Genomic DNA, 20,653 nt, shown 5'->3' with positions numbered 1-20,653 from the left:
TACAAGGGTAGATCCTGACGATTCAAATGGTGGTCTACCAGACTTACAAATTTCAATACAAAGTTTTAGTGTATCGGGTGCCAAGAAAGATAAAGGCTATAATTATGGGAACGGTGATGACAGGCAAAGAGCTACCGTTTCGCTTCACGATTTCTCATATACCATTAAGGTAGAATGTGAAAGTGATAGAAACATTCTAGGTGACGTTGAATCACAGTATTATTGGTATGATGTTGACCTCTCAATGAGAATCAGAGTAGATGATGATTCTTGGGTAGGGTTTGAAAAAATCTCAATGAGCGATGTGAAAGACGACTCTAATCAAGTTGATTTCGGTGATGTAAGTAAAGACAAAGACTTTGATTACATTGATATTGGCTCAGGGACAAAAAATCCAAGTGATTATGGTTTAAAAGAGCATTGTACTGCTGTTCTTAGAATCAAAAAGGCTGATGATAATTCAGGGGTTAATTCGTATACTGCTACTGCTAAAATTAGTGGCCAGATAGTTATAGTGACTTCTGAAGGCAATCCTGAAGGCGGTGGTGGTAGCGATGACAGTGGTGGTAGCGATGATTACTCAGATTATGTTCCTACTGGAGACTACGGAGAATACAGTGAGATTATTTCAATGCTAGGACTTGGTATCATTGTTTTTGTGGCAATTATTGGTCTGATGGTAGTGTATGCTATTTTTGTTCGGAGGCGATAATATGACTGAAGAGAGACTGGTCCAGGTAAAACACACCATAGTTGCAATATTTTTTTTGTTTTTTTTTGGAATCCTAGCAATGGGTTTTTGGTATCTTGTAGGCTTGTTTGTGCCACGCTTATACCTAGCATTCTTTTCTTTTCTGAGTAGCATTGGACTGGTGATAATTGCGGTGTTCAGTGTGATTCTATTCATAAAAAATCGATTGACAACAAAAACACACGAAGTCGAAGTGAATCACAATGGCGAATAAATGGCTTAAGAAACTGGAAAAATGGGGCAATATAAAACTTCTCAGAATTGCAGGCTTTGATATTCGAGTGTGGATGATTGCGTTTGCTATTCTTATGTTCTATTTCTTTACTGCCCCACAATCGTATTCAATATTAGGTAGTGGTTATGAAGGACCACAAATGGAATTCGTAGCCGTCCAGTTCTATAATCAACCTGGGAGAGATGGTAGTGGTCGTACAATTACGTTAAACGGTATTTATTCTCAATCCAAAAAATCACCCTATCAATCAACATGGTCTTGGCAAGACCCTTCTAATGTACATATTGATCCGGATGGTCGCAAAGCCGGAATTCCTAACTTGAAGTTTATTTCAAGTGGTTTTGGACAGTGTGATACTAACTTACAAGATTCTAAGCGACCGATAGACAGTAAACAGTATAAAATACTGCGTAATGGTAAAGAATGGGAAGTAGAATCCTTTGAGTATTGGTTTAAAGTCTATATTACAGCAGAAGCAGTTGGTGACGAAGATATGCTTAATCTATTGTATGACGAAGTAGGGTTTAATGTCAAGTGCGATATTTGGATGAAGATAGGGATTAATCAGTGGCAGGTAGCTGATTATGATAACGAGTTATGGGCAGGGATTCTTAAACTAGAAGTTCGAGACGACTCACATGACCAAAACCCTGAAAGTAGAGCAGTTTATTCGCCAGATGCAAGTGGCCAGTTATCATTACTAAGTGATATCAACGGTGGTTCTCTAGGACAGTACAGTTATGATGATTTTTCTTCGGGCTGGCAAAACCCCGATAATATTCCCGACAAAGGATACTTCAAGACTTCAATTGATTTCACGGTAGGCAAAAATCCACTAGAATCCGCAAAAATCTATCACCCCTGGGCAAAATGGACTCTAGTAGCACGAATTATTGTTACTCATCGGTTTATCGCAACAGATCAGAATTTAGGTGGCTACAATCCACCGAATCTCTCGGATGAAATTACTTGGCTTGACAAACTAGAAAATCTAGTAGATCAAATAATCAAGGGTGTCGATATTGTCAATAATTTACTAAAACTGTTGCTATACATTGGAATCGGTTTTGCGGTGCTTATCGGTGCACTAATAGTCATTACTAACGTAATGAAATTAAGTGGGGGACGGAGACGGTAAATAATGTTGAAATTTACGCTTAGGCATTTTTTATTATCTCCTAGGGAGAGAGAAAATCATCTCTCTCCTGGTTTTTTTGTTACTGGTTTATGCTTATCGGATACAGGTAAGGAGGGTTATAATGTCCCTGTCCTATCCCTAGCGGTCGGGTTTGGTAAGGATAGGTCGCGAAAGGCGAAACACAAGCCCGCTTTTTAATACGCGGGAAATGGTGAGAGAATAATGGGTAGAAATACAGGAAAATATATTCTGGTTATTCTGATTATCGGTGCGCTAGCCTGGTGGGGTGGGTATATTCAAACTCCACAATTCGAAGCACCAACACAACAACAAGCTGGAGGACCAGTTGACGGCGCGTTTCGTCTCGATGTCAATCAGAAAAACACTACCTTAACACAAGGCCAAAGCGGTGATTTCGGTGGTTCATGTACCTATAACTTGTTTGTCCTGGATGGGTCGAACTGGATCTTTGTAAGCTCTAGCGGTGCCAAGACTGCGAGTTTTACCGGATCCTCAAACGGATGGTCCTTAACCTCAATGGCAACTGGTTCAGGTGAAGACGGTAATTATGCGTTGTTTTTCGAATCTGAAGCTGGATATCCAATGCTTGACGAGATGGTTACCGCTAATCAACACCTAGTTAATACCGGCTTAGGTGACGGCGGTAAAATTGTGGATGATGCCGATGATGACGGTAATAACGAGCGCGGTATATGGGTACACTTCAAGGAAAGCGGTGTATCACCTGACGAATCCGAAGTCTTCCTATTCACAGCACGCTGGTTAGGTGAGGATGCCGCTGTTACTGAAGGTGGTAATCCTGCGGACAACGATAATGTCGATTGTGTTTCTGCTGATGTCACACGCACTATAACTTGGCGTATAGATATTAGCAATGAACATGAAGGTATTATGATTAAGGACATGTACGTTAAAATTAACGAAACAGACAAATCCTTAGTGTACGTTGATAAATCCGATGCTGATAAAGCGGAAGCGTTTCTTGATCGAAGTTCCTTCACGGAAGAATCCTTCAGCGATCACATGCGCTATTACATTGTAAAGGATTTATCCCCTGAAGACGGTTGTATCTTATACAGAGCAGACGGTGAGAGTGGAGCAATCTACTTAACAATAACATTACAGTACTTATCTGGAGGAACAAACGCGGACGATGTCGGTATTTGGCTCTATATTGTCTGGTTTAACGATGCCTACGGTAAGGGTACAAGTTCAACCTATGACCTCGTAGAAGACACCATCTAAGCACACCCTAGTATAACCATTTTTTTATTTTTTCGACAATACATATTCATTCAACTCCCCCCTAACAATGGGAAAGGGTGGTGAATACGCCCACTTACCAGATTCGACCGCCCATGATGCTCCAAGAGTCCTATAGCACCTAAGATAGCAAGATATGATGTGAATAGTTCTGCAATTATCACGATACCCATAATTGCTAGGAAAGGATTGAAAAGAACCAAAAAACGGTGTAGACTCGGAGTGCATTGGAAAAAAGTGTGAGGGTGTGAAACACTAGGAGGGTCGTATGGCCCTCCTATCATCCCATTCACGAATTTATTAGAAACTGCTTGGGTGATTCAACTATGAATTCGAGTCTTATTCTTGAGCATTATAGCAGGATTGACTTTTCGAATACTATCGAAGAGAAGATTGTTGAATATCTCAAAAACACAACGACACCAAAAGTTCTTAAAGAAATAGTTGAGGATACTAATGTTTCATATGCTAAACTTCGCAATACGTTATATGTACTAGCAAATATCGGCATAGTTTGTCGTTTAGGTTGTAATGGTTCAAGTTTGAGTGGTATTCGATATATCGCGAAAGGAAATTTTAATTGTCCGTTAAAAGACGTTTGTAATCAATGCTCTTACTAATTAGAGATGAGTAGTTTATGAAATTCAGTAGTAAGAAATTTGAGGGTTTTTTGTTACCTGCGATTGTTGGCGGTATTATAGCGGTAATTCTTCTCTCATATATGGATTATATTGATTTTACGTATGCACGCGCTCATTTTCTAGAGTTTCTTATATATATCGGTCTTTTTGAAGTTGTATATCTATCCGGTGTAGCGGTCTGGAGGTATACTTCGAAATTTGAAGCTACGCGTACCGGTAGAGTTATGAGAGACTATGCAGCCCAGACGGCTAAACATATGGATAAAACAATCTCGAATTTTACAGAGCATATTCCTAATCTCAAACAGTTTAATGGTCTTCTTGATTCATTCACACATAGTTTTTCAGAAAAAATTAACTCAGTTATACAAGGTCTTGAAAAGAGATTATCCGAGTATGTAACGCATAAACTACGTTTCTTGGATGCAAAAACGAACCAACTTAATGAATCGTTTGAGGTAGTCGAAACTATTCCTGGTACTATCCAGACAGCCATAAGCGCAATTGAAACGACATTCAAAGAGTATATAGCACACAGCCTTTCAAAAGTTGTTTCTGAATCTATCGCATATCAACAAGAAATAAGCAAGCTGCGAGGTGTCATAACCGAAGTAGAAAGTGTGCTTACAAACAAAAAATTACAACTGAAAGAAACGCATACCGTTCTACTTGAACGAGAAGAACATATCACTTCATTAGAAGGCCAATTGATCGATCGTAATAAAATGATAAAAACAAAAGATACAGTAATCCAAGAACGCGAAGCTGAAGTGAGTAGACTCAAAAACGAGATTATTGATTCTCTAGAACAATTAAAATTCGAAAGAAGAGAAGCAATAGATACAAAAGAAGAGAAGGATAAAGAACAGGATCCAATTCTAAATTATGCGATGATAACAGGTATCTCTTCTGATTTGAACGTGTTAGTACTTTTCAAGGATTTTGAAACACTTTCACCAAAACAGATAATGCAAGAATTACCGGATCTCAAAGAACGTACTACCCATAACGTACTTTCAAGGCTTGTTGAACGTGAAATGCTTACAAAAGAAGATTTAGGTTCTTATGTTCTTACTGGTAAAGGTAGAACGTTTTTGGGTAAGTTTTCAATGGTACTACCTTAATTTTGCACTATGATTTGTATTTCTTGGAAACGCTTTTTCAGAAGTTCGCCATAGGTTTTACATATCGGTTATTTATAAAGATCCACTAGCTTGATGATAGTGTAACTCAAAGGAAAAACACTAAAACACATATAACATCGTCTCTACTTGCTCGAAATTTTCTTCAAAAAATCGTTGAAATTAGTGTTTGAAGAAAGTATTCAAGTATTATTCAATATATACAATAACTCAAACTATTTTTGGTTGCAGGATTGCATTCAAAAAATTTTGAAGTATGTTGCTTAGAAAAATTCTCCGACATGTACGGCGAATTTTTTCTGGAATTTTTCAAAACTTTTCAAATTATTTCAAACTTTTTCATATTTTTTCAATTTTCTTGCTTAATATTAAATAGTTGTTTTATCTTATTAGGAAAAATATGATAAATCAAAACCTTTTTTGATTAAAATAGCCTCGTTCTTAAGCAAGATGAGGGTTTGTTGATTAGTTTAAGCGTTTGTTTAAACAAACGCTAATACTTACAAATAAATCATAAATGTATTAAACACTTGTTTAAGGACTTGTGATATATGTATTGCATGAAAGTAACTTTCATGTAATTAAGGATGCCGTTTTGACGCTAAAATTTAACATAAACAACGCAAAAGGCAAAACCTTTAAATATCCGCTCGAGAATATCAGAACGACTAATAGTATTAATACGTTAATATAAGGTGATGAAAATTTCTGTAAAACTTTCAATTACAATGCCTCCTTCTCTAAAAAAGGATCTCGAAAAACATAGTAAAGGAAATTTGAGTTTCTTGATTAGAGAGGCGTTGAAAAAATATTTCAAGGAACTAAAAGAAGAATCAGTATAAACGGAAAGAAAAGGAAGAGACTCATCAGTTAAAGGTGCAAAGGCGTATCATGTCCTTCCTGGTTTTCCGTGACTACACAAGATTAAACAGGAATAGTCAACTATGTCTATTATAGACGTACCTAATAAGCGTTTCGAAAGCACCCATAAGAACGACACCGTTTTCTGGTTGAAAAAAGAAATTGTCGAAATTGAACTAACACTAATTTTCATTGCTAATAGATTAACAGGTCTTTTACATTCTAATATCTGTTTATGTCTCAAAAGACTAGCAAATATTCTAAATAGAGTAGAGGGGATGAATGAGTGAACGAATTAACACCAAAAGAGGAAAAGCACATAGATGATATTTGTTATGCTGCACTATGCTATTTGCAGGACGGTTTTAGTATCATTCCATTACAATACCAGGACAAAAAGCCAACAATATCCTGGAAGGAGTTTCAAACCAGAAAGGCCTCTAGAGATGAATTAGAACAATGGCTTAATAATGGACCTATTAACTTAGGTATTGTGTGCGGTAAAGTCTCCGGGAATCTTTTAGTTTTAGATTTTGATACAGAAGAGGATTTACATAAGGCTATCGACTTAGATCATTATCGTGAAAAGACAAAGGTTGTTAAAACAGGAAGAGGCTATCATGTTTATCTCAAAGCACAAAAGCCAATGAGAACTATTCCTGTTAAACCAGAAGTTACTTTGAAGGGTGAAGGCAGTTATATTGTTGCACCACCTTCGATACACGTTTCTGGACAAAAATATAGAGATATTGGGATCGAAAACATAGCTGTTATTCAAGATATAGATGATTTCATTGGAAGTCTCAAAGAAACGTTTAGAGACGCAAAAACTCAAAAACAAAGACAAAGAAGAGATGTAGAGATACGCCCCATCGTTCTTAAGAAAGGTGTTATACCCTTCTGCATTACTGCAATGTTGCAAGGCGCGAAACAAGGCGAAAGGAACGAAAGATGTTTTGACATAGTTAATTTTTACCGGAGTATAGGATCTCCAAAAGAAAACACCTTGGCCATACTTCAGGAATGGAACTCAAAGAATGAATCACCCTTAGATAAATTTGAACTTGAAAGCGTTTTGAACTCCGTGTATGACAACAAATATAGTTTCGGTTGTTCACGTCCTTCTAATGCTGATTATTGCTCTGAAGAGTGTCCCTATCAAAAAAAAGCAATTGATAAAACAAAACTTGTTTGGAATGTAGCTACTGCTATATCGAATAATCATCATTTCTTTACATTCAAGGATTCTAGGGAATGCTATTTTTATGAAAAAGGCATTTACAAACAAAATGGCGAGGTTATCATTGAGAAGGATATCCAAGAGATCTTAAAAGAACAAACTACAACACATATAATTAACGAAATTATGGCAAACATTAAGATAATGAACTACGGTGAAAGAGAAGTTTTCAATACTAACATCTCTCTCATTTGTGTTGAAAATGGTATCCTAAACCTTGAAACAAAAGAAATGATACCGCACTCACCAGAACATTATTTTTTAGTAAAGATACCAGTACTATATGATGAGAATGCAGAATGTCCAGAGATTGAGAAATTCATTGCTGCAATAGTTGCAGCAGGTGATAAAGATATACTTCAAGAATTAGTTGGGTATTGCCTTCAACGAGATTATCGTTATCAAGTGAGCATTATGTTTTTAGGTGAGGGGGCAAATGGTAAATCTACGTTTCTAAACCTATTAAAAGCGTTTTTAGGATCTCAAAACGTGTCGGGGATTAGTCTTCAAGATCTCACAATGCAACGTTTTTTAATTGCACAATTATACGGCAAGCTCGCTAATGTTTATCCTGATTTACCAGATATAGCGGTTAGTAATACCGGTTTATACAAGGCTCTTACCGGTGGTGATCCTGTTACCGCTGATATTAAGTTTAGTCGTAACCCAATCACGTTCGTAAATACTGCCAAACTCATTTTCTCGGCTAATAAACTACCTAAAGTAAGTGATCAATCAGATGCTTTTTATCGTAGATGGATTATCGTCACTTTTCCAAACCAATTTTTAGGAAAAGATGCAGATCCTAACATCATCAAAGATTTAATAACACCACAAGAACTTAGTGGTTTTCTAAACTGGGCTTTGGAAGGTTTAGAACGTCTCAATAAACAAAAAATATTTAGTTATTCTAAAACTGTAGATCAAATACGAGAGGACTACATTAGAAAAAGCAATCCTATAGAAGCGTTTGTTTTAGATAGACTTATTGTCGATCATACAGAGGAACTTGAAAAAGATATTGTTTTCACCGAGTATATTGAATATTGTAATGAAAACAAATTACCCTCAACTTCTAAGAACGTCTTTGCAAGAGAACTACCCCGATATGTAACTAGCATAACTTCAACACGCCATAAAGTTGAGGGAGAGAGGAAGGCATTCTGGAAAGGTATTAGGTTCAAAACAAAAGAAGATGAGGAAAATCAATAGGGGGTAGGATGGTTAAGATGGTTAGGATCTTTCTTATTTAATTACTATTCACGCGTACGCGTACGCGTATATAAGAAGTTAAAGAATCATCCTTGCCATCCTTGCCATCCTGACCACAAAATAAATGTGAACAATCACGGAGAATTGATATGTATGAGTGAGGTAACAAGTTCTGAAATAGTTCGATGTGATCTTTGTTATGAACTAAAACAGTGTATAAAGAGTCAATGGCGGCCATTGATTTGGCAAATTGAAAATCCTAATGGTACCTTTCACCCCATACAATATGTATGTGAGAAGTGTTTAACAATAGCTGAATTATGTGATTTCTGTCAACACTTGTGTACGCCCGGATCTTTCACAACGCTATTAGTTAAAGATTTCGAGGGTACTGAAATCGAGTTAAACATCTGCCATGGGTGTTACTGGGGAGAAGGAATGCTCTATCCATATATTGAACGAAAAAAGGAGAGACTTTCACAAAAATAAGGTGGTGATGGTCCTGGAAAAAGCACCAAAAAAAGTAGAAAAAACAAATGCTCAAGCTGCTCAAGATCAAAAAACAGTTCTTGAGTTAGTGGGAGAATGTAAAGAAATCATCAAAAAAATAAATGAGATATTGGAAAAACCGGTTACTGCTTAGAATCGTTTTTCTTTTCTTTTGCTTCGATATCATTTATTCGTTGCGTTAATTGAGTGAGTAATGTTTTAATGTTCTCCGTATCTTGATCTTTGGCTTTTAATTGTCGTTGTAAGGTTTCAAGTTCTTCTTGTTGTGTAGTAATTTTGGCTTCAAGTTTTTGTTTCTCTTTTTCTAGATGATTGAGTCTACCAACACCTTCTCTTGAAAATGGTGCTTTCATGTATTCGTTAGCTATCCAGTCTAGATCATGTCTATCGAAGTAATTTTCTTTTGAACCCTTCAATTTATGTCCCATGATTGCTTCTGCCATATCATTATCAATCGGTGCTTTATACAACACTTTTCTGGTTGCTTTTCTAATTAAATGCGTCCAAATTCGATCTACTGGCAGACCACAATTTTTAGCAGTCCGTTTTATCACTGCATAGATCGCAGACATACTGATTTTTGGTGGTTTTTCGTTGGTATAGAGATATTGATAGTTTTCAGACACAAAAATAGGATCATTATCTTCTGGATCCCAAGGTTCAGTTTCTTTTCGGTATTCTATATAGGTTTTCAATGCTTCAGCAGCTTCATCTTGTAAAAAGGCATAGAAATAAGCTATACCATATCGTTGTAGTTTGGTATCGATCTCCGGAGTGATTTTTATTCTTATAGGTACTTGAAGCTTAGGATAGAGATAGTCTTTTACCATGCCATAGGTCCACCGTCTTATACAATTCTTTCTCACAGCGCTGTGATACAAACATAGAATAATTGCGCGATTTCTCAGACTACCAGAACTATCAGCCAAACGATAGATTTCATCTTTTGAAGGAATATACTGGTTTTGTACGCGTGTATATTTTACGTTAACCCGTTCTTTTTTGGTCCAGCGCACTAATTTTCTATGTGCATCAAAGAAGGTAGCTAACGTCACTCTTAACTTATTCGCTGATGAACTTTTGTCTTCATGCAAGAGGCGTTGTTTTGAGAAAGTATATTTTTTAATGATTTCTTTTTCTGAAAGAGCGAGAAGTTCAGGTGGTGTGAGTTTATGTTCTTTTAAGAAATGGTGTAATCGTCTCAGGTAGTTTCTTCTGGTGTTTTCAGCAGTATAGTCATCAATCCAATAACGTATTTCATCATAATCTAAAAGCCAACCGAAGTTCTTTTCACGTTCTGAGAGACTAATATAATGCCCGAATTCATCATGTCTTTCTGAGGCCGGTTTTTCGAGTTTTTTGTCATAAAATCTAAGAAAAGAGTTTATAGCAGATTGTGTCATGTTTATTCTATGTGCGAGATTGTGTTCTATGAGTTTTTTGTAACCCTGTTCTAAAAGTGCATCATTTTCTTGTGGTGTGTTATTTAGTAAGACTTCTGGAGTAATATCCGTGAGTTTACAAAAATCAGCAAAACGATTAAGATATGTTCTTTGAGTACCTTCTGACTTAAAGCGTTGTATCCATTCTACAACTTGTTTGTTTTTTAATAACCAACCGAATTTTCGAGGCTTTTGTTTATTTCTTAACATTTTAGATATTTGTAACCCCTCCATTGTAGTGGTGGTGATGTATATTTACTATCTTCCATACTACTATAAAACTGTTATCGTTGGTTTTTGCAAAAAATAACGTAAAAAGTTGTTTATCTTTTGCTAAGAAAGTAGGTGCACCAGTTGTCGTTATTCTTCCTGGGCTTAAACAGGAAGGAAAAGATGACGAATTGCTATTCAATAATTTCATAGGAAACCTAAAGGAACTTGGAGAGGTGTGTGAGGAACTAAATCTTAGAATTTGCATAGAGAACGCACATGGACGTATTTGTGAGAATTCAGATGATCTATTGAAAGTATTTGAGACCATTGGAAGCCTATCACGATATATAGGCGCTGTATTTGATACAGGACATTTTTTACTCAGCAAAGAGAATTTAAACGATGTTGCAACAAAATTAAGGCGCTACATATACCATCTTCATATAGATAACAATGGAGGCAAATTAGACGATCATGCACTGCCCACAGTGGGACTTTTAACGGAACATGATTTCGTCAAGTTTTTTGAGACACTAAAAGCAAATAACTATCAAGGTTGGTACAGTTTCGAAATACGACCTAAAAATGAAACGGTTTCTTTTATTCTTAAGTCTTGTAAAAAGTTTTTTGATAACGTTGTGGCGCAAGATTAAACATTTTTTGAAAATATGTGACATGCCACGAACAGAATTAAATTATATCCCTAAATCCCATTTTTACTAGGATTGAAGACCACAAGCGTGAATCTTTTCCAGCTGAATAAGGTGATAAAGTGTCACTTCACAAAGAAAATATCTCCTTTTTTAATAAGAAAAGCATTCGAGAGGATAGGATCAATGAAGCTATACGGATAATTGATGTTGCTAGAAAAAAGGATGCTATCTTAAGGCTTATAGGCGGTCTGGCAGTACGAAATCATTGTGAAATAATTGATTTTTGTGAGAGAGACTACGGAGATATAGACCTCGTAGGCTTAAAGAAGCATTTTAAGAAAATTAACGAGACTTTTAAGGAACTTGGATACACAGAAAACAGAAACGTGGCTATTGCAACTTCAGGCCAACAGATGCAGTTCTATAAAAAAGATTTAGAAGACCACGTGGATGTCTTCTTAGATACTTTTCGTATGGAGCATGATGTCGTTTTAAAAGACAGGCTTACTCTTGAAGATTACACCATATCTATAAGCGATATCCTGATCACCAAACTGCAAATATACACGATGAACGAGAAAGATCTTCGGGACATTCTCACTATTGTTAAAGATGTATCTCTAGATGAAGAAGACAAATCTGGTGTCATCAATGTGAAATACATTGCTCAACTGTGTGCGAAGGACTGGGGACTTTATACTGATATTATTTCTAATATTAACAAATGTCTTAATCTAATGCATCATTACAACCTTTCGCCTGAGGAAGTTAAGCAAATCCAAATTAAACTAAAAACTATCAAAGAGATGATAGAAAATGAACCGAAGACACGTAGATGGAAATTGAGGGCAAAAATTGGAAAGAAAAAGTCATGGTATAGGGTAGTAGAAGAAGAAGGAGCAATACCAATTTCCTTAGAAGAGGAACTTGAAAAAAGAAAGAATTAAATAATAGCAACGTTTTGCAGATAAAAAAGAAAGGAGAATAACTTCTCCAACAAGAGGAACTCGGGTTTTAGGCTAAGTCTTTGTTTAGAGTATAGGTTCCTGTGATTTTTACTTCAGCTAGAATATGCCCTTTTATAGCTTCTAAAACCTCAGGTCTGCCGAATTTTTCTGGGACATGAATATGGTCGATATCTAAAGCGTAGAGTGTGAAATGATAGTGGTGGATGATGGAATCATTCCAAGGAGGGCAGGGACCATCGTAACCATAATAATCGCCTTCCATGTTTTCGTCGCCCTTGAACCAATCCGTATAATTATTGAGACCTTGTCTTGTTCCCTGTGAAACTCTTCCACTTGGCTTACCGCGAGCCGTAATGCCACTAGAAAATTCTCCCTCCTTGATGCCTGCTGAATCAGCCGGAATCTCGATAAGAACCCAATGCGCAAAATCAACACGAGGTAGATCTTTTGGCACCGTCATGCCTTCTTTATTGACTTGATCTGGTTTTGAAGGTACATCTGAGTCGTGACAGATGAATACAAAGGACTGTGTTCTTGCGGGAACATCCGACCACGAAAAGTCTGGGTTAATGTTTTCTCCCATCTGCACGCCTTCAGGAGTGAGCACACAGAAGCCATATTTTCCTGGAATTCGCTCGCCATCTTTAAATGCAGTTGTTGTCAATTTCATGGGAATCTCTCCTGCTAAGCCTATATGTATGCAAGAATTATATAATAGTTGTAGATTGTTACAAAAAAGATACAAAAATGTCTACTGCTTTAGCGATGGGAAAATGTCAAAAATTTTCAAATAATGAGTACCTAGAATTTTCCAAAAATTTAATTGATGCACCAGCGATAATATGTTGTCAGAACTACACAGTCCTGTTCTATGCTTCGTATCTTTTTCTTTACAAAGTCTAATTATAAAACTTAATATATTCATGTTTACATATAGTTTGAGTACTATTTTTCTTGGAGGTGGAGTTGTGTGTAAAGTAGGTGTAGTTTTGTCTGGGTGCGGTGTATACGACGGCGCAGAAATCCATGAAGCAGTAATTACCCTTTTAGCACTTGATCGTGCTGGCTGCAAAATCGTTATGATGGCACCAAATATTCCTCAAATGCATGTTGTCAATCATTTGACAGGGGAAGAAGCTAAGGGCGAAACAAGAAACGTGTTAGTAGAGTCTGCACGCATTGCACGTGGAAACATTAAAGATATGAAAGACGTAAAGAGCGCAGATTTGGATGCACTTGTTTTCCCAGGTGGATTTGGAGCAGCTAAAAATCTATCAAACTTTGCGACCAAAGGAACTGGAATGGAAGTTAATCCTGAAGTTGATCGGTTATTTAAGGAAATGTTTGGTAAAAAACCAATCGGGTTAATTTGCATTGCTCCAGCAATTGGCGCGAAGTCTGGAGAAGGCGTGACACTGACGATTGGCACTGATAAAGATACAGCAGCCGCATTAGAGACGATAGGTGCTAAACATGTAGACAAACCTGTGAACGATATTGTCGTGGATGAAAAAAATAAGGTTGTCTCAACGCCTGCCTATATGTTAGGACCACGCATATCCGATGTTGCTACCGGCATTGAAAAATTGGTTGACCAAGTTCTGAAAATGGCACAAGCGTAAATTAAAGGACTGCTTAATTTAACAGCAGTTCTCTCTTTTTTTAAGGTTCATCGGCGTTCCTTTCAGCTTTAGAGACGTGTGATGAGTGATCGATGAAAAAATAATCCACATTAGATTTGTTTAACGATAAAGCCAAAAAAAAGGAAAGGATATCAGACATACATTTCAGGCATGTTTTTGTTATAATAATGAACGGATTCGCGTTTTTCTTTCAGGAAAACTAATTTTTCTGTCAATTCAGCTAATTCTGCAAAATGATCTTGAATGTCATTTATGACATCTGCAACACGTTTTATAGACTCAAACAAGGCTTTTTGATTCTCAATAAGTATTTTTTGACCTTTATAGAGTTTTTCAAGTTTTTTATCGGTATATTTATTTGATTCATTCATTTTAAATACACGTTGATTCATGTTTTTTGGTATACTAATCATGATATGAAAATACTTTAAGAACCTTTTGATTAAACAAGCATTTGGTTAAAAGGATTTATGTTCTTTTGGGGAAAGGGTGGATTATAGTGAATGCTTTCTTTTCAGTAATTGTCTTTGAAACTATGAGGCAGTGAGAAAAAATGTAAGGCGATCTCTTAGTAACTAAAATATAATAGCCTCAAAAAGGCATAGATTCTCTCAATTATTTTATTTATTGATTAAAACCACAATAAAAGGAAAATATTAACGGGTGTGACCTTATGTGAATAATTCGTTAAGTTTCTGTTTTAATTGCCACAAGACCCTTTTCTCTAAGAAATTCAATTGCATCAATAGTTGCTGTCATAGATAAGGCTGTCCTTTTTGAGATTTCTCGAATAGTCAATTCCCCCTCAGTAAGAAGTGGAAGAATTTTTTGAACAATATTTGAAGGAAGATACGGTATATAACTAGTAAGAAGGTCAAGGCGCGTGCTGATAATAATAGGTTTTAAAGAGGCCAGTTCGTATATAAGCATCTTTTCTTTTTGATCCAATGGTGGACTGGTTTGCTGGGCATCAAGTTCTGATACAAGGAAGTTGTATAAACCATCAATAAGTCCTTGAAATGGCTGCCCCTTCCTTATGGCTTTCACGATAGGTACAATTCGATGCGTAAACATCCATGCTTTTTCATACAGAAGTGATAAATAGTTTCTTTCAACAAGAATTGAAACAGTAGCAGGAACTACACCGCCTCTTTTCTCAGGATTTTCAATATAGAAATAATAAGCGAATGAAATAAACTGTTCCATAGGGAATGGAATAATAGACTTACCCTCCACACTAGATGTTTTTCCTTTTTCTTCTACACCTATAAAACAAATCGTCATGATTTTAATGACCTTATCGTTAATAAAGTCTTCATCTAAAGCATCAGGATGCCAATAAATAGGTTGAGGTCCAATGTTTTCGTCAATAACTGAATAAATGACACCACGAACCACTTTAAGTGCCTCAAAGAGATCGATTTTTATTTTTTATGTCCATGTGAAACATCTAATTGTACTGACTTCCACAGATCATCCAGTTGTCTTTCTACCCATCCTAACTCATAGAGAATCTTTTCACAATCTTGGTAAAATACATCTCGTGTGTGAGCATTTGAGTATTTTTTGTGAAAAAGCCCAATATCTAACAAACGACGATAAATCAGCCATCTGTATTTATCTATTTGATTAAGTTTTATAGCGATGAGTTGCTGAAACAAGGAATCAGCATTATAAATTGGTTTTTTGTGCTTAATGAAGTTTTCTAACTTAAAATAGAGCAGTTCAACACATTGATATCTCATCAATACTGCATTTCTGCGAATCCACATTTTGTGAAAAAAGCTGTCATCAAAGAAAATACTCAGGTCTTCAGCCCATGTTGTGATACCATCAAAGGAATATGATCCTACAACTGGAGATTTATTCAGAAGTTCATTTGCATGCCAAATAGAGATATCTGTTCTTTGTGATTCTTTCTCAAATATATACCATAATAATGAAAAATAGACATCCGAACGATAATATCCAAAGGTTTCTGCATCAAGTGCAATAAGTAAAGGAGAAAGATGATTCTTGTGTGTTACCTTATCAAGGATTTGTTCGGCACGAGGCCATCCATGACTTAAAGCATAACTAAGGTCACGATTTCTTGGGAAAAGCTTCATTTCTGTTCCATAGAACTCACAATTATAAATACCCCCAAGATCTTGCTTGTCAAAAGCGATGGGATCTCCATCCACAATAATATAGCTAAGTCCTAACTCTGACAATGTGGGCACAATATCTTTTGCAAAAATCAATTCTGGGGGAAAAAATCCTGTTGGCGTAATCCCAAAAGAGTCACGTATCATTTTTAGATGATGAAAAGTCTGTTCTTTTAACAGACCATCTGGTGTAAAGATAGAGGGGGCCTGGTGAAAGGGGGAAGTCATCAGTTCAAGAACCTGGGAATCAACTAATTCCCCTATTAGACTGAAAAGATCATCTCTTTTCCTCTCAAACCATTTTAATAACGCACCAGTAATATTTGCGGTGATTCTGACAGGGCTAAAGTTGTGTTCTAAATCTCGAATTAAATATAGTAGTCTTTCATAGCACTTTTTACAAATTTCGAAAAAGATTTCGTCAGGACCGTAATAAGGATAATGAAAATGAAGTAATAGTGCGATATCTGTCATTTAAACTCCACAATGTTTTTTTTAATACTTAATATTTTATTTTGGTCAAATAGATTCTAGGTGAAATAATTGCAATCATTTCTTTTCTAGATTGTGGATGATCTTCTAAATATAGAGTTAGATTTTTGTAAAGAAGCATTTTTAACCTGACCTACTTAAATTGCATAAACATTAGCCTCAGTCAGGAGGAGGCCATCATAAAAGAAATCCTTTATAAGCTTTCAAAAATCGATAATGCAAGAATAATTGGTGTAAATACCACCGAAAAAGAAGTACATATAGAATTGTTTGTTCCAAAGGTTATGGAAGAAACTCAAGAAAATGGACAAATAAACAAGATAGTTAAAGAGATATCTAAGATCATAGATGAAGGATCATCCCAAAGACATTCAATAAAGGTCAAAGGTGCGGTTATTTCTATAAAAATTCCAGTTTTTAAATAGAAAGAAGAAAAAGTTTGTGTAAGATTATCTTGTGCTTTTTTGTTTTGTTTTAAACATCAGGGGTCTCCAATGCCATCTTCCTTGATCACAAATACGGCTTCAGATTCAGGAAGGCAGGGGCTATCTACTACTCTTGCAACGCGTCGATCACCCTTGGATTTGCGCAGGTACACACGCGTGGTACAGGCATGAGCAACAATATGTCCACCGACTGGGGCTGTAGGATCGCCAAAGAACATATCTGGTCGAGCCATCACCTGGTTGGCCACCACTACCGCTAAATGATGAACTTCTGCAAGACGAAGCAGTTGATGCAAGTGCTTATTAAGTTTCTGCTGTCTTTCTGCTAGTGTACCGCGCCCAATGTATTCGCTTCTGAAGTAACTGGTCAGAGCATCCACTATAACCAGTTTAATGTTTTTTTCCTGAATGATATTAGGGGCTTCTTCTATAAGTAAAATCTGATGATCACTATTATACGCTCTTGCATAGACAACATTTTGTAATGCAGAATCAATCTCAAGATCTTCTTTTTCCATCATTTGAACAAGGCGCTCTGGACGGAATGTACCCTCTGTATCGACATATAAGGCTCCGCCGCCTAATCCTCCTTTTTCAGGAGGAAGTTGGGTCTTTATACATAGTTCGTGGCAAATCTGTGTCTTGCCCGATCGAAAAGGTCCGTAAAATTCAGTAATACCATTAGTTTCTATGCCGCCGCCTAGAACTGCGTCTAATTGTTCACTACCTGTGGTTATACGCCCTACAACTTTTCGAATTTCATAAAATTCCAAGGCGGTGGAATAACCAATCTCTAATTGTTCTCGCGCCGATTGTATTATCTTCTGGGCGGTGCTTTCGCCAATATCGACAGTTGTAGACAGTTCTTTGGGTGCAGCGACAGCTAATGTTTCGAGAGAAGTGTATCCTGCTTCTTTCAATTTTGCTGCTGTAGCGGGGCCTACACCGGGCAGTTCCTCTAATTCAACCATACTATCACCTTATCACACTTTATGTTGGCTTCATGGTCTTTAAACAAAACTGAGGGGTAAGTGAAAGTAAAACTATTTTACATATGAATAGGCATCCCTGAAACAAGAAATTCGCCTTATACTACAAATCCTATGTTTTTAAAATAACCCTCATCATATATTTTCTCTTTATGGTTAATTTTAATCTCATGAAAATGTTGTTAAACTGCCTCCTTAAATTTTCAATTCTCAAATAACTATCCAATGCTTGTTCCGCACTCCAAAAGTATTTAACTAAAATAGAAAAACCTTAATTAGTTTTGTGTTCTATGAGGAAGGCAAAATCTCACTAAGCAACGCTGCAAAAATTTTACCATCTTTACGCATTGGAAAAGGAGTTTAATAGTGAAATGCAACTGCTAATGCCAACAAGTTGTGCATTCGCAATCACCTATAAATGTAACTCTAGGTGCACAATGTGCAACATTTGGCAGAAATATGAAAAAGATCCTCAGGCATATCAAAAGGAAATTCGAAGTGACCAATTCTTCGCGTTTGTAAAGAAATGGCAAACCATTACATCATATAATATTGTTGGAGGAGAACCTTTTTTAAGCCCATATATCGAAGATGCAGCTTTGTTTTTACTTTCAAACGGAAAAAACTTTACCGTTACAACTAATGGTGTCCTATCATCCAAAATCACTGATTTTGTTACAAAATTGTCTACATTTCCTCAACAGTATGGTATCTCGATCTCTCTTGATGCAATTGGCGAAATTCATGATAAAATGCGAGGCAGAAGAAAATCATATGAAAGGGCAATGCAGACGCTAAAAAACTTAATACAAACAAAAGAAAACGGTTCGAATATTCGACTTTCAATACATTTTACTTTATCGCCCCTCAACTACAGCCAATTGTGGCAAGTATATGAATTGACCAAAGAATTAAAGCTTGGTTTTCGTTTCAATTTTATGGCATACAGCGATTTTTACTTTGAAAACAAAGATACACGCATGAAATTTACTGAAACTCAATTTAATATTATAGAAAACCAGATAAACAAGATTATTTCTGATGAAAGAAATGGAAAGAATACAAACGATAAATTAGAAAAACGTCATGCTCATTTTCGAGCAATGCTAGCCTATGAAAAAAACCAGGTGAAAAATATGTTATGCACGGCGTATACAACACACATGTATCTTGATCCCTATGGGGCGATTTACCCGTGCTGTTTTTTAAATAAAAAAGTTGGAACTATAGATGATCCTCCAGAAGTCGTATGGGCAAATGAAGAACTTAAAGAGTTTATTAAATGTGATTGCAAATGTAATATCTGCCCACATTGGTTTGAAAGTGTTTGTCTTATGAGTTGATACCATGAAAAAGGATAATCTGACCTCTGTTTGTTTCTATTTTGAAGTACATCAGCCTTTTCGATTGCGAAAAGATTTTCATGTCAAAAGATTTTCACTGCTTGGTCGTTCTTTATTTGATCAATATTTTGACGATGATGTTAATAAGGCCTTATTCAATAGAATTGCAGAAAAATGCTATTTACCCACAAATGAAATTCTGTTGAAAAAAATTGACCAGTTCAAAAAGGAACGCCGCCAATTCAAGGTATCATTTGGATTAACAGGGCTTTTTATTGAACAATGCGAGCGCTACAATACAGACCTACTAGACTCATTTAAGCAACTTGTTGATACGGGATGTGTTGAGCTACTAAACGAAACGTATTATCACTCAATATGTAGTCTATATGATGTAGAGCGAGAAGAATTCATAGACCAAGTGGCTTTACATCAACAATTGATTCAAGATGTTTTCAGTTACAAACCTACAGCCTTCATCAATACTGAATGCTTATATAATAACAGTATTGCGCGGGTAGTAGAAGAAATGGGCTATAAAGTCATCCTGACTGAAGGAGTCGATTGGGTTTTAAGTAACTGGAAATCACCAAATTTTGTATATAAACCACCTTCTAATTTCTGTAAGCGCTTACGAGTTTTGTTGAGGAATTATCGATTAACGGATGATATTGGTTTTAGATTTTCTTCGCGGGACTGGGCAGAGTGGCCTCTTACTGCAGGTAAATACGCCTCATGGTTATCCGCAACTTCAGGACAATGTATTAATCTATTCATGGACTATGAGACCTTTGGAGAACATCATTGGACAGATTCAGGGATCCATTGGTTTTTACAGGCGCTCCCTGATGAAATTTTCAAACATAAATCCCTTGATTTCGCCACACCAAGCGAAATTGTTGAAGAAAATGCTTCAATTGGTGGTGAAATTAGTATAGGAGACTATGAAACAATTTCATGGGCCGATGAGGAACGAAGTACCGAGAGTTGGATTGGGAATTGGATGCAACAAGAAATTTATCGAGAGTTATTGGCTTTGGAAAAACCAGTGAAAGCAATTGCTGATAAATCTTTAATTCAAATATGGCGAAATTTACAGGCGAGTGATCATCTTTATTACCTAGCAACCTTTGGTGGAGGACCTGGAGAAGTTCATAGTTATTTTAGTCCCTATCATACTCCTTTTGAAGCGTATTCAGTTTATGTCAGAATACTTGCAGATTTCGCACGAGTTGTGAACGAACGAAAAAAAAAGCAAACTGACGAACAAAATGAGTTAGAAAAGATTTCTTAGAAGAGCTTT

General features: G+C 36.3%; 21 protein-coding genes. 15 read left to right on the top strand and 6 right to left on the bottom strand.

Annotated features, from left to right (window positions below; all coding sequences use genetic code 11):
* From QVB70_RS00940 to QVB70_RS00895, 10 genes are all read left to right on the top strand, one after another.
* Positions 1–712 (top strand): hypothetical protein (locus QVB70_RS00940; RefSeq protein WP_287582445.1); only part of this gene is annotated, 712 nt, incomplete at its 5' end.
* 1 nt (position 713) lies between these two features.
* Positions 714–965, top strand: coding sequence for a hypothetical protein (locus QVB70_RS00935; RefSeq protein ID WP_287582443.1), 252 nt, complete (start codon positions 714–716; stop codon positions 963–965).
* Positions 955–2,124, top strand: a complete 1,170-nt coding sequence (locus tag QVB70_RS00930) for a hypothetical protein (RefSeq protein WP_287582441.1) — start codon at positions 955–957, stop codon at positions 2,122–2,124. Before QVB70_RS00935 ends, QVB70_RS00930 begins: the two co-directional genes overlap by 11 nt.
* A gap of 537 nt (positions 2,125–2,661) precedes the next feature.
* Positions 2,662–3,390, top strand: a complete 729-nt coding sequence (locus QVB70_RS00925) for a hypothetical protein (RefSeq protein ID WP_287582439.1) — start codon at positions 2,662–2,664, stop codon at positions 3,388–3,390.
* 344 nt (positions 3,391–3,734) lie between these two features.
* Positions 3,735–4,028: a hypothetical protein gene (locus QVB70_RS00920; RefSeq protein WP_287582437.1), complete on the top strand. Its 294-nt coding sequence runs from the start codon at positions 3,735–3,737 to the stop codon at positions 4,026–4,028.
* A 17-nt stretch (positions 4,029–4,045) separates the two neighbouring features.
* Entirely contained in the window at positions 4,046–5,173 is a 1,128-nt protein-coding gene (locus QVB70_RS00915) for a hypothetical protein (protein ID WP_287582435.1), read from the top strand.
* Between the two features lie 962 nt (positions 5,174–6,135).
* Positions 6,136–6,342: a hypothetical protein gene (locus QVB70_RS00910; protein WP_287582433.1), complete on the top strand. Its 207-nt coding sequence runs from the start codon at positions 6,136–6,138 to the stop codon at positions 6,340–6,342.
* A complete protein-coding gene (locus QVB70_RS00905) occupies positions 6,339–8,504 on the top strand; it encodes a phage/plasmid primase, P4 family (protein WP_287582432.1) in 2,166 nt (721 codons plus the stop codon). Before QVB70_RS00910 ends, QVB70_RS00905 begins: the two co-directional genes overlap by 4 nt.
* Before the next feature lie 153 nt (positions 8,505–8,657).
* On the top strand, positions 8,658–8,993 hold the full coding sequence (locus QVB70_RS00900) for a hypothetical protein (protein ID WP_287582431.1): 336 nt from the start codon (positions 8,658–8,660) through the stop codon (positions 8,991–8,993).
* 7 nt (positions 8,994–9,000) lie between these two features.
* On the top strand, positions 9,001–9,147 hold the full coding sequence (locus tag QVB70_RS00895; RefSeq protein WP_287582430.1) for a hypothetical protein: 147 nt from the start codon (positions 9,001–9,003) through the stop codon (positions 9,145–9,147).
* Here QVB70_RS00895 and QVB70_RS00890 read toward each other — a convergent pair.
* Positions 9,137–10,666, bottom strand: coding sequence for a tyrosine-type recombinase/integrase (locus QVB70_RS00890; protein WP_287582429.1), 1,530 nt, complete (start codon positions 10,664–10,666; stop codon positions 9,137–9,139). The two genes, QVB70_RS00895 and QVB70_RS00890, sit on opposite strands and share 11 nt — an antisense overlap.
* 80 nt (positions 10,667–10,746) lie before the next feature.
* On the opposite strand from QVB70_RS00890, the gene QVB70_RS00885 reads away from it, so the two are divergent.
* Together QVB70_RS00885 and QVB70_RS00880 are read left to right on the top strand one after the other, a co-directional pair.
* Positions 10,747–11,322 (top strand): sugar phosphate isomerase/epimerase family protein, encoded by a 576-nt coding sequence (locus QVB70_RS00885; protein WP_287582428.1) that lies wholly within the window; start codon positions 10,747–10,749, stop codon positions 11,320–11,322.
* A 119-nt stretch (positions 11,323–11,441) separates the two neighbouring features.
* Positions 11,442–12,269 (top strand): hypothetical protein, encoded by an 828-nt coding sequence (locus QVB70_RS00880; RefSeq protein WP_287582427.1) that lies wholly within the window; start codon positions 11,442–11,444, stop codon positions 12,267–12,269.
* 67 nt (positions 12,270–12,336) lie between these two features.
* Here QVB70_RS00880 and QVB70_RS00875 read toward each other — a convergent pair whose 3' ends face one another.
* Positions 12,337–12,960: a YbhB/YbcL family Raf kinase inhibitor-like protein gene (locus QVB70_RS00875; RefSeq protein WP_287582426.1), complete on the bottom strand. Its 624-nt coding sequence runs from the start codon at positions 12,958–12,960 to the stop codon at positions 12,337–12,339.
* Positions 12,961–13,213: 253 nt separating this feature from the next.
* On the opposite strand from QVB70_RS00875, the gene elbB reads away from it, so the two are divergent.
* On the top strand, positions 13,214–13,912 hold the full coding sequence (gene elbB / locus QVB70_RS00870) for an isoprenoid biosynthesis glyoxalase ElbB (RefSeq protein ID WP_342766529.1): 699 nt from the start codon (positions 13,214–13,216) through the stop codon (positions 13,910–13,912).
* Positions 13,913–14,064: 152 nt separating this feature from the next.
* Here elbB and QVB70_RS00865 read toward each other — a convergent pair whose 3' ends face one another.
* The 4 genes from QVB70_RS00865 to radA form a co-directional block, all read right to left on the bottom strand.
* Complete coding sequence (locus QVB70_RS00865; RefSeq protein ID WP_287582424.1) at positions 14,065–14,304, bottom strand: hypothetical protein; 240 nt, start codon at positions 14,302–14,304, stop codon at positions 14,065–14,067.
* A gap of 316 nt (positions 14,305–14,620) precedes the next feature.
* On the bottom strand, positions 14,621–15,331 hold the full coding sequence (locus tag QVB70_RS00860; RefSeq protein WP_287582423.1) for a hypothetical protein: 711 nt from the start codon (positions 15,329–15,331) through the stop codon (positions 14,621–14,623).
* A 26-nt stretch (positions 15,332–15,357) separates the two neighbouring features.
* Complete coding sequence (locus QVB70_RS00855; protein WP_287582422.1) at positions 15,358–16,554, bottom strand: hypothetical protein; 1,197 nt, start codon at positions 16,552–16,554, stop codon at positions 15,358–15,360.
* 499 nt (positions 16,555–17,053) lie between these two features.
* Positions 17,054–17,989, bottom strand: a complete 936-nt coding sequence (radA, locus tag QVB70_RS00850; protein ID WP_287582421.1) for a DNA repair and recombination protein RadA — start codon at positions 17,987–17,989, stop codon at positions 17,054–17,056.
* A 389-nt stretch (positions 17,990–18,378) separates the two neighbouring features.
* On the opposite strand from radA, the gene QVB70_RS00845 reads away from it, so the two are divergent.
* The gene (locus tag QVB70_RS00845) at positions 18,379–19,350 is read left to right on the top strand and encodes a radical SAM protein (RefSeq protein WP_287582420.1); all 972 of its coding nucleotides are present in this window, start codon (positions 18,379–18,381) and stop codon (positions 19,348–19,350) included.
* Positions 19,351–19,354: 4 nt separating this feature from the next.
* Positions 19,355–20,644, top strand: coding sequence for a glycoside hydrolase family 57 protein (locus QVB70_RS00840; protein WP_287582419.1), 1,290 nt, complete (start codon positions 19,355–19,357; stop codon positions 20,642–20,644).
* Positions 20,645–20,653 lie beyond the last annotated feature (9 nt).

Source organism: Candidatus Borrarchaeum sp. (assembly GCF_019058535.1).
In the GTDB taxonomy this organism is placed as follows: Archaea; Asgardarchaeota; Sifarchaeia; order Borrarchaeales; family Borrarchaeaceae; genus Borrarchaeum; species Borrarchaeum weybense.
Note: the sequence above shows the minus strand (reverse complement) of the source record. Positions and strands in the feature narration are given on the sequence as shown.

Bases quoted from the DNA above. Each gene is read 5' to 3' on its own strand.
- QVB70_RS00840 (WP_287582419.1), top strand. From the start codon at position 19,355: ATGAAAAAGGATAATCTGACCTCTGTTTGTTTCTATTTTGAAGTACAT.
- elbB (WP_342766529.1), top strand. From the start codon at position 13,214: ATGTTTACATATAGTTTGAGTACTATTTTTCTTGGAGGTGGAGTTGTG.
- radA (WP_287582421.1), bottom strand. From the start codon at position 17,989: ATGGTTGAATTAGAGGAACTGCCCGGTGTAGGCCCCGCTACAGCAGCA.
- QVB70_RS00875 (WP_287582426.1), bottom strand. From the start codon at position 12,960: ATGAAATTGACAACAACTGCATTTAAAGATGGCGAGCGAATTCCAGGA.
- QVB70_RS00920 (WP_287582437.1), top strand. From the start codon at position 3,735: ATGAATTCGAGTCTTATTCTTGAGCATTATAGCAGGATTGACTTTTCG.
- QVB70_RS00895 (WP_287582430.1), top strand. From the start codon at position 9,001: ATGGTCCTGGAAAAAGCACCAAAAAAAGTAGAAAAAACAAATGCTCAA.
- QVB70_RS00910 (WP_287582433.1), top strand. From the start codon at position 6,136: ATGTCTATTATAGACGTACCTAATAAGCGTTTCGAAAGCACCCATAAG.
- QVB70_RS00900 (WP_287582431.1), top strand. From the start codon at position 8,658: ATGAGTGAGGTAACAAGTTCTGAAATAGTTCGATGTGATCTTTGTTAT.
- QVB70_RS00845 (WP_287582420.1), top strand. From the start codon at position 18,379: ATGCAACTGCTAATGCCAACAAGTTGTGCATTCGCAATCACCTATAAA.
- QVB70_RS00855 (WP_287582422.1), bottom strand. From the start codon at position 16,554: ATGACAGATATCGCACTATTACTTCATTTTCATTATCCTTATTACGGT.
- QVB70_RS00890 (WP_287582429.1), bottom strand. From the start codon at position 10,666: ATGTTAAGAAATAAACAAAAGCCTCGAAAATTCGGTTGGTTATTAAAA.
- QVB70_RS00930 (WP_287582441.1), top strand. From the start codon at position 955: ATGGCGAATAAATGGCTTAAGAAACTGGAAAAATGGGGCAATATAAAA.
- QVB70_RS00935 (WP_287582443.1), top strand. From the start codon at position 714: ATGACTGAAGAGAGACTGGTCCAGGTAAAACACACCATAGTTGCAATA.
- QVB70_RS00865 (WP_287582424.1), bottom strand. From the start codon at position 14,304: ATGAATGAATCAAATAAATATACCGATAAAAAACTTGAAAAACTCTAT.
- QVB70_RS00925 (WP_287582439.1), top strand. From the start codon at position 2,662: ATGGCAACTGGTTCAGGTGAAGACGGTAATTATGCGTTGTTTTTCGAA.
- QVB70_RS00915 (WP_287582435.1), top strand. From the start codon at position 4,046: ATGAAATTCAGTAGTAAGAAATTTGAGGGTTTTTTGTTACCTGCGATT.